A 13,176-nucleotide genomic window follows, 5' to 3' on the forward strand; every position below is an offset into this window, starting at 1 on the left:
CCACCCGATGGACCAGCGCACCGTCCTCCGCCTCGCGGCCGAGGTCCCCGACCGCGACGGGTTCCCGCTCGTCGACGACCTGCACGCCCGGTTCGCCGCGCTCGCCGCGGCGCACCCCGACCAGGTCACGGTCACCCGGATCGGCACCAGCCGGCTCGGGGAACCCCTCCACAGCCACCGCATCGGGTCCGGGTCGCACGCCGCCGTCGTCGTCGGCGGCGTGCACCCGAACGAGCCGATCGGCTCGTGGACGGCCCTGCACCTCGCGACGTGGCTGCTCGAGGACCCGGAGACCGCGGCGACGCTCGACACCACCTGGCACATCGTCCCGACGATCGACCCGGACGGCATGCGGCTCAACGAGGCGTGGTTCCGGGACCCGCACGACCGGGTGCACTACGCCCGGCACTTCTACCGCCCGGCGCCGGACAGCCAGGTGGAGTGGACCTTCCCCAACAGCCACGGGTCGGTGTACTTCGACCGGGTGCTCCCGGAGACGCTCGCGTTCATGCGGCTCATCGACGACACCCGGCCGGACCTCCTCGTGTCGCTGCACAACGGCGAGATGGGCGGCGTCTACTACTACCTGTCCGAGGACCTGCCCGACGTCATCGACACCCTGCGCGCGGTGCCGGCCGCGCTGGGGCTACCGCTCGACACGGGGGAGCCCGAGTCGCCGCACCTCCGAGCACTCGCCCCCGCGGTGTTCGCGATGGACGGCGTCGAGGCCGCGTACGACTACCTCGTGAGCCTCGGGATCGACCCCGCCGAGCACATCCACGGCGGTTCGAGCGCCGCCTGGGCAGCACGGCACGGGACCCTGTGCATGGTCGCCGAGCTGCCGTACTGGAGCCACCCGGACGCGGACGACCAGACCCCGACCGACGAGTCGTACGCGGACCTCCTCCGCCGCTCGGCCGACGACCTCGCTGCCTCGGGCGCGGAACTGCGGGCGGTCCTCGACGAGGCGTCCCCGATGCTCACGATCGCGTCGCCGTTCCTCGAGGCCTCCCGAGCGTTCGTCCCGATGCTCGCAGGCATAGCGGACACCGACCGGGCACGGGCCGACCACGAGCCCGCCGACCGGACGGCGACGGTCGCCGAGCGCTTCGGCTGCGAGGACCTGGTCCGCTGCTTCCGCCTGCGCTACGGGGGCATGCTCCTCCGGGCGCTCGAGGTGGAGACGACCGCCGGCACCGCCCCGGCGCCGCTCCGGCGGTTGCGCGACCAGCTCGCCGAGCGGTACGCCGAGTGGCAAGCCGACGATCTGCCCGATGCCGCGCCGATCCCGATCCGCACGCTCGTGGGCGTGCAGTTCGGGGCGATCCTCGCCTGCGCGAGCCACGTCGCCGGAGGCGACGACAGCAGGCACAGCGCGGAGCCGGACCGCGCCTCTCCCCACCGGCACGGCCCGTCCGCCGCTGGCGCGTCGGCCGGGAACCGGCGGCGTGGGCCCAGTCCGTTGCTCGCCACGTCGCTGACGGGAGGCGCGTGATGCGCCCGGCGCTCGCCGTCGGCCGCCGACTCGGCGGCCTGGTCGTCGTGTTCCTCGGGGTGACCTTCCTCATCTACGCGATGACGTTCGCGCTGCCGGGCGACCCGATCAAGGCGCTCGGCGGGGACCGGCCGCTCTCCGACGCCGTCGTCCGGGCGCTCCGAGCCGAGTACCACCTCGACCAGCCGCTGTGGCTGCAGTACCTGCAGTACCTCGGCGGGCTCTTCCGGGGCGACTTCGGCACCGACTTCAGCGGGCAGTCCGTCGGGGAGCAGATGGCCTCGCGGTGGCCGGTCACGATCACCCTCGCGCTGACGGCCTGGGCGATGGAGATCGTGCTCGGCATCGGACTCGGAGCGCTGTCGGCACTCCGGCGCGGCACCGTCCTCGACAAGTCCGTGCTCGTCGGGACCATCGTCGTGGGGGCCGTGCCGGTGTTCGTGCTCGGCGTCGCACTCCAGCTCGTGTTCTCGGTGCGGCTGCACTGGTTCCCGGTGGCCGGCGCGACCGCGGGCTGGCCCACCGCCTACGTGCTGCCCGCGTTCGTGGTCGCGCTGTTCGGCCTCGCGGCCGTGTCCCGACTCACCCGGACCTCGATGATCGAGACGCTCGACGCCGACTTCGTGCGGACCGCGCGGGCGAAGGGCCTCGCGCCCGGCCGGATCGTCGGGGTCCATGTCATGCGCAACTCGCTCATCCCCACGGCGACCTACCTGGCGACCGACCTCGGCTACCTCATGGGCGGCACGGTGATCGTCGAGGGCATCTTCAACCTCCCCGGCGTCGGGAACCTGCTCTTCCAGGGCATCCGCTCGCACGAGGGCGCGGTCGTCGTCGGGATCTCGACCGCGCTCATCCTGGTGTTCCTCGTCACGAGCGTGCTCGTCGACCTGCTGCACGCCGCCCTCGACCCGCGTGTCCGGACAGGAGCCGCAGCATGACCACCTCCGCCATCGGCGCGACCCTCGAACCCGCCGTCGTCACCCGTCGACGACCCCTGCGCGCCGCCGTCCGCAAGCCCGGCTTCTGGGTGCCGGCATCCGTGCTGGTCGTCGTCCTGCTCATCGCCGTGTTCCCCGCGTTCTTCGCCGGCTTCTTCGGCCACGGCGACCCGCGCGCGTGCGACCTCGGCCGGAGCGGCGCTCCCGCGGCCGACGGGCACCCGTTCGGCTTCGACCTGCAGGGGTGCGACGTCTACGCGAACGTGGTCTACGGCACCCGGTCCTCGGTCGCGGTGGCCCTGCTCACCACGGTCCTCGCCGGGGTGGTCGCGGTCGTCGTCGGGACGGTCGCCGGCATGCTCGGCGGCTGGGTGGACGCGGTGCTCGCCCGCCTGACCGACGTCTTCCTCGGCTTCCCGTTCCTCCTCGGCGCGGTCGTCGTGCTCAACAGCGTCGGGGAGCGCTCGGTGCTGACCGTGTCGCTCGTGCTGGCGCTGTTCGGCTGGCCGACCATGGCGCGGCTCGTCCGGTCGAGCGTGCGGAGCGTCCGGAACGCCGAGTTCGTCCTGGCAGCCCGGACGATGGGCCTCTCCACGTGGCGCATCACCACGCGGTACGTGCTGCCGTCGTCGATCTCGCCGCTGCTCGTACTCGCCACCATCACCGTCGGCGGCGTCATCGTGTCGGAGTCGTCGCTGACGTACCTCGGCATCGGCCTCGAGAGCCCGGCGATCTCGTGGGGGCTGCAACTGTCCGCCGCCACGAGCCAGTTCCTCCGCGCGCCCCACATGCTCGTCGCGCCCGCGGCGTTCCTCGCCGTCACCGTGCTGTCCGTCATCGCGCTCGGCGACACGCTGCGCGCCGCACTCGACCCACGCCGCCGCTGACGCGCGTCGCGCCGCACCCTGCGGCCGGCAGCCGTCAGACTCGTCACCACCGCCCCTCGAAAGGACACCCACAGTGACCGACACCCTCGCCGCGTACCGGAAGACCCTGCCCTACATCCACGACTGGGTGTCCTACAAGGTCTGGCAACTCCGCGTCCCGGGCGTGCAGGTCGCCATCGGGTACGCGGGCGAGGTCCTCTTCGAGGAGGCCTGGGGACACGCCGACGTCGAGGCCGGCCGGCGACTCACCACCACCGACCTCTTCCGGATCGCCTCGCACTCGAAGACGTTCACCGCGACCGCGCTCCTGCTGCTCGCCGAGCGCGGCGCCCTCCGGCTCGACGACACCGTCGGCACGTACGTCCCGGCGCTCGCCGACGGCGGCTCCCCGCTCGCCGACGCCACCCTCCGCGAGCTCATGGAGATGGGCGCCGGCGTGATCCGCGACGGGCACGACGGCGACTACTGGTCCCTCGCGCGCCCGTTCCCCGACGAGGAGGAGCTGCTCGCGCTCGTCCTCGACCGCGGCCAGAAGGTCCCGGCGGGGTCCTCGTTCAACTACTCGAACCTCGGGTACTCGCTGCTCGGCCTCGTCATCGCCGCGGTCTCCGGTACGACGTACAACGACTTCGTCCGCGAGGCGATCACCGAGCCGCTGGGCTTACGGAACACCGGCCCGGACTGGGACCCCACGCGGGCGGACGACTTCGTGGTCGGCTACACCGGCTTGCACACCGACCGCCGCCGACACCGCATCGACCACGTCGACACCCGGGCGATGGCCGCCGCCACCGGCTTCCACGGCACCGCGGGCGACCTCGTGCGGTACTTCTCGCAGCACGTCATCGGGCAGGGCGCCCTCCTCAGCGACCACTCGAAGCGGCTCGCACAGCGCAAGGCCTGGAGCGCCACCGACGACCCGGCCGACCGCGGCTACGGCGCGGGCTTCGTCGTCGACCGGATCGGCGGACGCGAGGTCCGCGGCCACTCCGGCGGCTTCCCGGGTCACATCACCCAGTCGCTGTTCGACCCGGCGTCCGGGCTCGTCGTGTCGGTGCTCACCAGCGCCGCCGCCGGACCCGCGACGCTCATCGCCACCGCGATCGTCGAACTCCTCGACCGCGCCGCGGCCGACGACGCACCCGGCGCCCCCGTGCCCGACGGCGTCGACCCCGCCACCTTCACCGGACGCTTCGCGAACCCGTGGGGCGTCACCGACATCGCGCTGGTCGGCGACCGGCTCCTCGAGATCGACCCCGCAGCGCCCGCCCCGCTCGAGTCGCCCACCCGGCTCGAGGTGGTCGACGCCGACACCCTGCGGATGACGCACGGCAACCGCTTCGGCTCGATCGACGAGGACGTCACCTACTCACGCGACGTGGACGGCACCGCGACGGGCATCCGCGCCGGCGGCGGCATGAGCCTCACCGCCTGGTCCGTCCCGGTCGAGCCGCCCGCCGTCGCCGCCGGGGTCGAGGCGTGAGCGAGGGGGACCGCCAGGCGCTCCGGGCGGAGGCACGCAGCGACGTCGTCCTCGAACCCGCACGGCAGGCGTTCGTCGAGGAGTTCGCACTCATGTTCAGCGACATGGCGGGCATGCCGCTCACGGACGCCCGCGTGCTCGGCTACCTCATGATGACCCGTGCCCCGCACTCGTCCTCGTCCGACCTGCAGACCGCCCTCGGCGCCAGCTCGGGCTCGATCTCGATGGCGACGCGGCGGCTCGTCGACAGCGGCTTCGTGAAGCGCCACACCGTCCCCGGTGAGCGCAGCCACTACTTCCGCGCCGAGGCCGACGTCTGGGGCTCGTGGCTCGCCGGGGAGCGCCGCTACCTCGACCGCCAGCGCGACATCATCGGCCGCGGCCTCGCGATCGTCGAGTCCGGCGGGCACGCCGCCGACGGCGACGTCGACGCCGAGGTCCGCGAGCGCCTCCGCAACGGCCGCGACTACATGCAGTGGCTCCGCGGGCACCACTTCACGATGCTCGAGGAGTGGGAGGCGTTCAAGGCCGACCGCGACCGCACCGACCGATCGGAGACCCGATGAGCGACGTCCTGTCCGTGGAGCACCTCACCGTCACGTTCGACGTCGAGGGCGAGACCGTCCGCGCCGTCGACGACGCGTCGTTCCGGGTCGGGCGCGGCGAGGTCGTCGCGGTCGTGGGGGAGTCCGGCTCCGGCAAGAGCATGACCGCGATGACGGCGATGGGCATCGCACCCGACGGTGCCCGCGCGACGGGCAGCATCCGCATCGGTGACCTCGAGGTCCTCGGCGCCGACGAGCGCACCCTCCGCGAGGTCCGTGGACGCCGCGTCTCGATGGTGTTCCAGGACCCGTCGGCCGCGCTCAACCCCGTCTTCACCGTCGGCTTCCAGCTCGCCGAGGCGGTGCGCCGCGCCGAGGCCGGACTCGACCGCGCCACCGTCCGCGCCCGCTCGGTCGAGCTCCTGCGCTCCGTCGAGGTGCCGGAACCCGAGCGTCGGCTCGGCCAGTACCCGCACGAGCTCTCCGGCGGCCAGTGCCAACGGGTGATGATCGCGATGGCGCTCGCCGCCGACCCCGACCTGCTCATCGCGGACGAACCCACCACCGCCCTCGACGTCACGGTCCAGGCCGAGGTGCTCGACGTCCTGCGTGCGCTCCGCGGCCGCACCGGCACCGCGATCCTCCTCATCACGCACGACATGGGCGTCGTCGCCGACCTCGCGGACCGCGTGGTGGTGATGCGCCGCGGCCGGGTCGTCGAGTCCGGCGACGCCGTCGCCGTCCTGACGACGCCCACCGCCGAGTACACGCGCGAGCTGCTCGCCGCCGTCCCCCGCCTGGGAGCCTCCGTCCCGGGCGCGGACACGGGTGCCGGCCTGGAGGCGCGCCTCACCCCAGCCCCGGTCCTCGACGTCCGGCACCTCGTGGTGGAGTACGGCGGTGCGCTCCGGGGACGCTTCCGCGCGGTGGACGACGTGTCGTTCACGGTGGGGCGTGGGGAGATCGTCGGGCTGGTCGGCGAGTCCGGCAGCGGCAAGACGACGATCGGCCGCGCCGCCGTCGGCCTCGCCCCCGTCACGGCGGGCAGCGTCGTCGTCGAGGGCACCGACGTCGCCACCGCGGGCCGCTCCGAGCGCCGGGCCATGCGTCGGCGCGTCGGCGTGGTGTTCCAGAACCCGCTGCGGTCGCTGAACCCGCGCTACACGGTCGGACAGACGGTCGCCGAGCCGCTGCGGCAGATCCTGCGCCTGCCGGCTGCCGAGGTCACCGAGCGGACCGAGCGGCTCCTCGCCGACGTCGGGCTCGACGGCGGCTTCGCGGAGCGGTACCCCCACGAGCTCTCCGGCGGACAGCGCCAGCGCGTCGCGATCGCCCGCGCCGTGGCGCTCGACCCGGCGCTCCTCGTCGCCGACGAGCCGACGAGTGCCCTCGACGTGTCCGTGCAGGCCCGGGTGCTCGACGTGTTCCGCGAGCTCCAGGAACGCCTCGGCTTCGCGTGCCTCTTCATCACGCACGACCTCGCCGTCGTCGACACCCTCTGCGACCGGGTCGTGGTGCTGCACGACGGGCGGGTCGCCGAGCAGGGGACCCGCGACGCGATCCTCCGGAGTCCCGAGGACGCGTACACGCGCCGGCTCGTCCAGGCCGCACCCGTGCCGGACCCCGTGGAACAGGCCGCCCGTCGCGCCGAACGGCTCGCGTCCCTGGCCTCCTGAGCTCCTCGTCCACGCCCGGCGGATCGCGAGGCGACGATCGATCCTGCCGTTGGCAGTTCCGGTTCGCGGATCCCGAGGTCGGCGCACCGGAACTGCCACGGACGAGGACGATCTGCGTCAGGTGGGTGATGGATGTCCGTCCGGGGCACGGACCCGTCCGAGTGATCGCCGCATAGCGGACACCGAGGCGTACCCGTGCCGGTCCGACACCGCGTCCGGAGCGTCACCGGCCAGCAGCGCCGCGCGGACGGCGAGCGCCCGGTACCAGCGGCCGAGCTGCGCCGGAGAACACCCGGTCGCCTCCCGGAACCGGCGGTGCAGTGTGCGTTCCGACACCCCGGTGACGGCGAGCAGCTCCGCGACCGGGACCGCCCGGGTGGCGTCGAAGAGCACGTCGAGGACAGCGCCGAGGCTGTTGTCGGCCGCGAGCACCGGCGGGGGACCGTGCCGGAGGACGGTGGTCACCACGAGGAGTGCGAGCGCATCCGCCTGCGCGTGCGCCCAGCGGACCGAGAGGCTGTCCACCTCGCGGGCGGCCGCGACCACCGAGGGTTCCGGCGACCCGGACGGCTGCGTCTCCAGGAACACGGGGAGGGCGAGCGCTTCATCGGCGAGCGGCCCGAGGGCCACCGAGCCGACCGTCACCCCGGTCGGGCGCGGCCAGAGCGGATCGTCGTCCACCGGAGGGCCGTGCACCTCCGCCGACGTCCCGACGCTCATCGCGGCGCCGTGGCGGAGGATCGCGGCGCCCCCGGGGTGCAGCACCCAGTACCGACCTGCGCGGTGCAGGACGACGGGCGTGTGCAGGGTCACGACCCACGCCGTGACGTCCGGGTCGAGGTGCAGGGTCCAGTCCGGGGCTGCGGACAGCAGCGAACGGCCGAAGGAGCACCGGAGCCCCGCGATCTCGATGAGGGCCTGGAGCGCGTCGGACACCCCGTCAGCTTGTCAGCGCACGAACGGCCCCGATGCCCTCGACGGGCGACCTGTGGACAGGCGTCAGCGGGCGCGGACCGCCGTCAGCGGACGTCGGCGGTCGACCAGAGTGTCCGGACACCGTCCCGCACCGGACGCACCAGCGGCGGCAGGAACAGGACCGCTGCCGCCGCGTACGTGACGGCCTGCACGACGCCGGGTGCCAGCACGACGAGGTCCAGGGCGGCTTGCGACACCGCCGCGAGCGGAGCGAACCAGCTCAGGGCGAAGTGCGACACGACGAGCAGCACGCCGCCGACGGCCACGACCCACCCGAGGACCCGTCGGAAGCCCGACGAACCGCGGACCACCTGGACGCCGAACGCCAACAGCAGCACGATCGCGACGAGCGACACGAAGGACCCCACGATCCCGGGGACGGGCCACGACACCGCGGACAGGAGCGTGGCGAGCGCGAAGGTCACCGTCGCCCGAGCACGGGTCAGCCAGGCCGCCACGAGGACCACCCCGGCCCCGAGCGCACCGAGGACCGAGCCCGCGACCAGCCAGGTCTGCGGGACGAACACGATCGTCGACTGCAGGACGCCGGACAGCGCGGGAGCGAGGGCCGCGACCACGGCAGCGAGTGCGATCCAGCGTTCCCCCGTGCTCCTGCGCATGACCGCAGCGTACGCCCGGACGGGGGGACAACCCCACCCCGAGTCCGGGAGACGGCAGGATGGGTCGACGACGGCCCCGGTACGAGGCTGGTGTCATGACCGACACCGCCCGCCTCGACCAGGCCGAGACCGTCCCGCTCGACGAATCGCTGCCGACAGGAGCCACACGACCCATGCCCGAGCAGCCGACCCCGCCACCCGGCTGGCAGGGGACCCCGCGGGTCGCCGCGACCGGCAACGGTTCCGGCTCCGGGATGACCGCTGGCGCCTTCTACCGCGAGGCCTGGCGCCGCCTGCCACGCGACGTCGGCTACATGGCCCTCACGGCGGTGCTGCTCTGCACCCTCTACGCGGCGTTCCCCGCGGCGGTCCTCGGCGGCGGCTTCCGCGACCTCTTCAACCCGTTCGTCCTGCTCATGTTCTTCATCGCGTTGTTCGTCGCGCGGTGGCTCGGGCAGTTCGAGAAGCTCCGCATCGGGTGGGCGGACCGGCGGCCCATCCGCCCGGTCGACTGGACGCCGCGCTGGCGGCAGAACTGGTGGACCCGCACCGGTTCGGCGGTCGCGAACCCGCACTACTGGCTCTACCTGCTGCACGCCGCCGTCGTGTACCCGATCGCCGCGCTCGTCACGGTCAGTGCCGGCGCGCTCCTCGTGCTCGGCTTCACCTGGCCGATCGCCGTCGGCGGGCTCGGGCTGCTGAACAGCGTGTCCGCCGGTTACTACGGCGGCATCACGAGCGGCTCGATCGTGGCCCTCGGGTTCCTCGGGCTGCTGTCGATGGCGGCCTCGGTCGCACTCTTCCCGCTCTGGGCGCGCGGCTCGGTCATCGTGCACTGGTGGATCGACCACGGCCTCCTCGGCGGGTTCCGCGCCGAGGTCCTCGAGCAGCGCGTGGCGGGCCTCCAGGCCTCTCGTGCCGGCGCCGTCACCGCCGAGGGGCAGGCGCTCCGGCAGATCGAGCGCGACCTCCACGACGGGCCCCAGCAACGGCTCGTCCGACTCCGGATGGACCTCTCCGCGGCGGAGCGCGCGATCGACACGGACCCGGCGAAGGCTCGCCAGCTCATCAGCGAGGCCTCGACCCACGCGCAGGACGCCCTCGACGAGCTCCGCGCACTGTCCCGCGGCTTCGCGCCGCCGATCCTCCTCGACCGCGGCCTCGTCGCAGCGCTCGAGGCCCTCGTCGCACGGACCCCGATCCCGGTCGGCCTCGAGGTCCGCCTGCCGGACGGGCTCGAACTCGCGACGGAGATCCAGCGCAACGTCTACTTCACGGTCAGCGAACTCCTCACCAACACGACGAAGCACGCCGGGGCCTCGACCGCCGGGGTGTACCTCGGGCTCGTCGTCGACGCCTCCGGGATCTGGTACCTGACGGTCAGCGTCACCGACGACGGCCGGGGCGGGGCCCGCGCCGAGGAAGGCCACGGCATCGCGGGGCTGATGGGCCGGATGCGCGCCCTCGACGGCGAACTGACGGTGTCGAGCCCGGACGGCGGCCCGACCGAGGCCACCGCGCGCATCCCGCTCGGAGCGCTGAACGGGGTCCCGACCGTGCACCGGTAGGCCAGTAGGATCGTCGGCATGAGCGACGGCCCGGGTGCAGCACGCATCCGGGCCGTCGTGGTCGACGACGCCGTGCTCCTCCGAGAGGGGCTGGCCCGTGTGCTCGACGAGGCCGGGATCGAGGTCGTCGCGCAGTACGCCGACGCGGAGTCGTTCCTCCGGACCCTCCCCGACGGCGCACCCGACGTGGTCGTCATGGACGTGCGGATGCCGCCGACCTTCACCGACGAGGGAGTCCGGGCCGCAGTCGAGACCCGTCGGGTCAGTCCGCGCACCGGCGTCCTCCTGCTCTCCCAGTACGTCGAGGCGACCTACGCCGAGGACGTCCTCGCCGCCGGCGCCACCGGCATCGGCTACCTGCTCAAGGACCGGGTGACCCGCCTCGAGGAGATCGACGACGCCGTCCGGCGGATCGCGGCGGGCGGCACGGTCCTCGACCCGGAGGTCGTCACGCAGCTCATGAGCCGACGCCGCGACCCGCTCGCGGCGCTCACGCCGCGGGAGCGCGAGGTCCTCGGGCTCATGGCCGAGGGGCGGACGAACGCGGCGATCGCGCGGGCCCTCGTGATCGGCACCGGGGCCGTCGAGAAGCACGTCTCCAACATCTTCGGCAAGCTCGCGCTCGAGGACACGGGGGAGGACCACCGCCGCGTCCTCGCCGTGCTCGCCTACCTCGGCTGAGCCACGCCCTCGTGACTCGCGTTCCCGCCCCGTTCCTCGCCCTCGCCGCGATGGTCTCCGTGCAGCTCGGCGCCGCGATCGCGAAGACCCGCTTCGACGAGGTCGGGTCGGTCGGGGCCGCGACGCTCCGGCTCGTCATCGGCGCGGTCGTGCTCGCGCTCGTCGTCCGCCCGCGGGTGCGGCACTGGACCCGTGCGCAGTGGACCGGGGCGGTCGCGCTCGGGGTGGCGCTCGCCGGGATGAACCTCTGCATCTACGTCGCCTTCGCGAGCATCCCGATCGGCGTGGCGGTGACGATCGAGTTCCTCGGTCCGCTGGCCCTGTCCCTCGTGCACACGCGGCGCTGGCGAGACGCGCTCTGGGCAGCGCTCGCGCTCGTCGGGGTGGTGCTCCTCGGCGTCGGGCCGTCGGCGGTGACCTCGGTCTCCGGCGTCGTGTTCGCGGTCCTCGCCGCGGGGTGCTGGGCGGGCTACATCGTGATGAACCGGCACGTCGGCCGGGCGATCCCTGGGGTGGACGGCCTGGCGGTGTCCATGCTCGTGGCGATGGTCGTCGCGCTGCCGTTCGGTCTCGGCGAGGCGGTGCGCGGCGTGGGCGACCACCCGTCGCTCCTGCTCGTGTTCACCGCGGTGGCGGTGCTGTCGAGCGTCCTGCCGTACGCCTTGGAGATGCTCGCGCTGCGGCGGATGCCGACGCGGGTGTTCGGCGTGCTGCAGAGCCTCGGACCGGCGATCGCGGCGCTGGCCGGGTTGGTCGTGCTCGCGGAGGGGCTCTCGGTGCTCGAGGTCGGGGCACTCGCATGCGTCACGGCCGCGAGCGTGGGCGTGACCCTGTCGGCGCGCCGCAGGCGCGCCTGAACTCGGACTGGAGGCCCGCACCGCGTTCCGTGCGGACGGAACGCGGGTCGTGCCTCCAGTCCGGGGAAGACCCGCCTACTCGTCGCGGAGGAAGTCCGCGTACGTGGGTTCCGACGACTCACCCGAGAGGAGCGACGGATCGTTGACCCGGCGTTCGACGTAGGCCGAGATGACCTCGGGCGGGGTGAGCACGTGAGCAACCCAGGACGGCACCTCATTCTTCTTCATGGTGGTGCCTCCTCCCAGTACGTTGGTCGCGTGATCGAAAGTCTCGATCATCGAGTTACTTGCAGTACCGGTGTGGCGTAAACGATCCTCGTGATGTCCGCACAAGTCAACGCAGTGCGCTGTGTGGACTCCGGTTCCCGTCAGGACGCGGCTCCGACCCGCCCCGTGGACTCCCGGACGCTGAGCGTCAGCGCCGGTCCCGGCAGCGACGGCAACGGCGCCGGCGCGTCGATCTGGGCGCGCAACAGCGTGGCCGCCCGCTGCCCGAGCTCGACCGTGTCGCGCGTCAGCGAGGTGATCGCGGGTCGGACGAGCCGCACCATCGCGGAGTCGTCGAAGGACACGATCGAGACGTCCGCCGGGACGGCCACCCCCATCTCGCTCGCGACGCCGAGCCCCGCGACCGCGAGCACGTCGTTGTCGTACACGATCGCCGTCGGGCGCTCCCGCCGGGAGAGCAGCTCGCGCGTCGCCCGGGCCCCGGCCTCGGCGGAGTAGTCGGTCGGGACGGACAGGGCGTCGTCGAGGTCGCCGGCGGCCGCGAAGGACCGCACCCGCTCGATCCGCATCGCGGTGTGCTCGAACTCGGGCCGACCGGCGACGTGGGCGATGCGCCGGTGGCCGAGGGCGAGCAGGTAGCGGAGCACCGTGTCCGTGGCGTCCGAGTCGTCGATCCAGACGGTGGGAGCGGAGCCCGCGGGCGACGGGTGTGAGCCGACGACCACCGTCGGCATCCCGAGTTCGGTCAGCAGTGCGAGCCGGGGGTCGTCGCGCCGCGGGTCGATGACGATCACGCCGTCCACCCGGTGTCCGCGCCACCAGTCGCGGTAGGTCGCCAGCTCCTCCTCCGCGTCGCGGGCCACGAGCAGGTTCATGCCGACGTGGGTCCCGGCGAGCCCGAGCTGGATCCCGGAGATGAGGTCGCCGAAGAACGACTCGGTCCCGAGCGTGCGGGCGGGGCGGTTCAGCACGAAGCCGATCGACCCGGCCTTCGCACCGCCGAGGGCCCGGGCAGCGGTGTGCGGCTGCCAGTCGAGCTGCCGGGCGATCTCCTGCACCCGGAGCCGGGTCTCGGGGGACACCCCGGGGCGGTCGTTCAGCGCGAACGACACGGCACTGATGGACACCCCGGCACGCGCTGCGATGTCGGCGATCGTCGTCCGGCGTTTCGGGGGCACGCCTTGACTATAGCGTTTTAGTCGTGCATCGTCGCTGCCACG

Annotated in this window: 13 protein-coding genes; 9 read left to right on the forward strand and 4 right to left on the reverse strand. The window is 73.2% G+C overall.

Annotated elements, in window-relative coordinates; translation table 11 throughout:
* The first annotated feature begins 7 nt into the window (after positions 1 to 7).
* The 6 genes from MON03_RS04835 to MON03_RS04860 all read left to right on the forward strand — a co-directional run bounded on the left by MON03_RS04835 (position 8) and on the right by MON03_RS04860 (position 7,027).
* Positions 8 to 1,495: a M14 family zinc carboxypeptidase gene (locus MON03_RS04835; protein ID WP_242090833.1), complete on the forward strand. Its 1,488-nt coding sequence runs from the start codon at positions 8 to 10 to the stop codon at positions 1,493 to 1,495.
* Positions 1,495 to 2,436, forward strand: coding sequence for an ABC transporter permease (locus MON03_RS04840; RefSeq protein WP_242091418.1), 942 nt, complete (start codon positions 1,495 to 1,497; stop codon positions 2,434 to 2,436). Before MON03_RS04835 ends, MON03_RS04840 begins: the two co-directional genes overlap by 1 nt.
* Entirely contained in the window at positions 2,433 to 3,323 is an 891-nt protein-coding gene (locus MON03_RS04845; protein WP_022903244.1) for an ABC transporter permease, read from the forward strand. Before MON03_RS04840 ends, MON03_RS04845 begins: the two co-directional genes overlap by 4 nt.
* Positions 3,324 to 3,396: 73 nt before the next feature.
* A complete protein-coding gene (locus MON03_RS04850; RefSeq protein ID WP_242090835.1) occupies positions 3,397 to 4,806 on the forward strand; it encodes a serine hydrolase in 1,410 nt (469 codons plus the stop codon).
* A complete protein-coding gene (locus tag MON03_RS04855) occupies positions 4,803 to 5,372 on the forward strand; it encodes a GbsR/MarR family transcriptional regulator (RefSeq protein WP_242090837.1) in 570 nt (189 codons plus the stop codon). The genes MON03_RS04850 and MON03_RS04855 overlap by 4 nt, the downstream gene beginning before the upstream one ends.
* The gene (locus MON03_RS04860) at positions 5,369 to 7,027 is read left to right on the forward strand and encodes a dipeptide ABC transporter ATP-binding protein (RefSeq protein WP_022903247.1); all 1,659 of its coding nucleotides are present in this window, start codon (positions 5,369 to 5,371) and stop codon (positions 7,025 to 7,027) included. The genes MON03_RS04855 and MON03_RS04860 overlap by 4 nt, the downstream gene beginning before the upstream one ends.
* Positions 7,028 to 7,144: 117 nt before the next feature.
* Here the strand turns inward: MON03_RS04860 and MON03_RS04865 are convergent, their stop codons facing one another.
* Both MON03_RS04865 and MON03_RS04870 read right to left on the reverse strand, forming a co-directional pair.
* Positions 7,145 to 7,963, reverse strand: a complete 819-nt coding sequence (locus tag MON03_RS04865; RefSeq protein ID WP_242090838.1) for an AraC family transcriptional regulator — start codon at positions 7,961 to 7,963, stop codon at positions 7,145 to 7,147.
* An 83-nt stretch (positions 7,964 to 8,046) separates the two neighbouring features.
* Positions 8,047 to 8,622, reverse strand: coding sequence for a hypothetical protein (locus tag MON03_RS04870; RefSeq protein WP_242090840.1), 576 nt, complete (start codon positions 8,620 to 8,622; stop codon positions 8,047 to 8,049).
* A 95-nt stretch (positions 8,623 to 8,717) separates the two neighbouring features.
* Between MON03_RS04870 and MON03_RS04875 the strand changes: the two genes are divergently transcribed.
* From MON03_RS04875 to MON03_RS04885, 3 genes are read left to right on the forward strand one after another with little or no spacing between them, the layout of a single operon-like run.
* Positions 8,718 to 10,190, forward strand: coding sequence for a sensor histidine kinase (locus MON03_RS04875; RefSeq protein ID WP_242090841.1), 1,473 nt, complete (start codon positions 8,718 to 8,720; stop codon positions 10,188 to 10,190).
* A gap of 18 nt (positions 10,191 to 10,208) precedes the next feature.
* Complete coding sequence (locus tag MON03_RS04880; protein WP_022902747.1) at positions 10,209 to 10,871, forward strand: response regulator transcription factor; 663 nt, start codon at positions 10,209 to 10,211, stop codon at positions 10,869 to 10,871.
* A gap of 11 nt (positions 10,872 to 10,882) precedes the next feature.
* On the forward strand, positions 10,883 to 11,728 hold the full coding sequence (locus MON03_RS04885; protein ID WP_242090842.1) for an EamA family transporter: 846 nt from the start codon (positions 10,883 to 10,885) through the stop codon (positions 11,726 to 11,728).
* A 75-nt stretch (positions 11,729 to 11,803) separates the two neighbouring features.
* Here MON03_RS04885 and MON03_RS04890 read toward each other — a convergent pair whose 3' ends face one another.
* Both MON03_RS04890 and MON03_RS04895 read right to left on the reverse strand, forming a co-directional pair.
* Positions 11,804 to 11,956, reverse strand: coding sequence for a hypothetical protein (locus tag MON03_RS04890; RefSeq protein ID WP_175327439.1), 153 nt, complete (start codon positions 11,954 to 11,956; stop codon positions 11,804 to 11,806).
* Between the two features lie 140 nt (positions 11,957 to 12,096).
* Complete coding sequence (locus MON03_RS04895) at positions 12,097 to 13,134, reverse strand: LacI family DNA-binding transcriptional regulator (RefSeq protein ID WP_242090843.1); 1,038 nt, start codon at positions 13,132 to 13,134, stop codon at positions 12,097 to 12,099.
* Positions 13,135 to 13,176 lie beyond the last annotated feature (42 nt).

The sequence above is a fragment of the Curtobacterium sp. DN_7.5 genome, from assembly GCF_022655355.1.
Taxonomy (GTDB): Bacteria; Actinomycetota; Actinomycetes; order Actinomycetales; family Microbacteriaceae; genus Curtobacterium; species Curtobacterium luteum.

Excerpts from the sequence above, each read along its gene's own strand:
- MON03_RS04875 (WP_242090841.1), top strand. The coding sequence starts at position 8,718 with ATGACCGACACCGCCCGCCTCGACCAGGCCGAGACCGTCCCGCTCGAC.
- MON03_RS04890 (WP_175327439.1), bottom strand. The coding sequence starts at position 11,956 with ATGAAGAAGAATGAGGTGCCGTCCTGGGTTGCTCACGTGCTCACCCCG.
- MON03_RS04840 (WP_242091418.1), top strand. The coding sequence starts at position 1,495 with ATGCGCCCGGCGCTCGCCGTCGGCCGCCGACTCGGCGGCCTGGTCGTC.
- MON03_RS04845 (WP_022903244.1), top strand. The coding sequence starts at position 2,433 with ATGACCACCTCCGCCATCGGCGCGACCCTCGAACCCGCCGTCGTCACC.
- MON03_RS04860 (WP_022903247.1), top strand. The coding sequence starts at position 5,369 with ATGAGCGACGTCCTGTCCGTGGAGCACCTCACCGTCACGTTCGACGTC.
- MON03_RS04870 (WP_242090840.1), bottom strand. The coding sequence starts at position 8,622 with ATGCGCAGGAGCACGGGGGAACGCTGGATCGCACTCGCTGCCGTGGTC.
- MON03_RS04835 (WP_242090833.1), top strand. The coding sequence starts at position 8 with ATGGACCAGCGCACCGTCCTCCGCCTCGCGGCCGAGGTCCCCGACCGC.
- MON03_RS04880 (WP_022902747.1), top strand. The coding sequence starts at position 10,209 with ATGAGCGACGGCCCGGGTGCAGCACGCATCCGGGCCGTCGTGGTCGAC.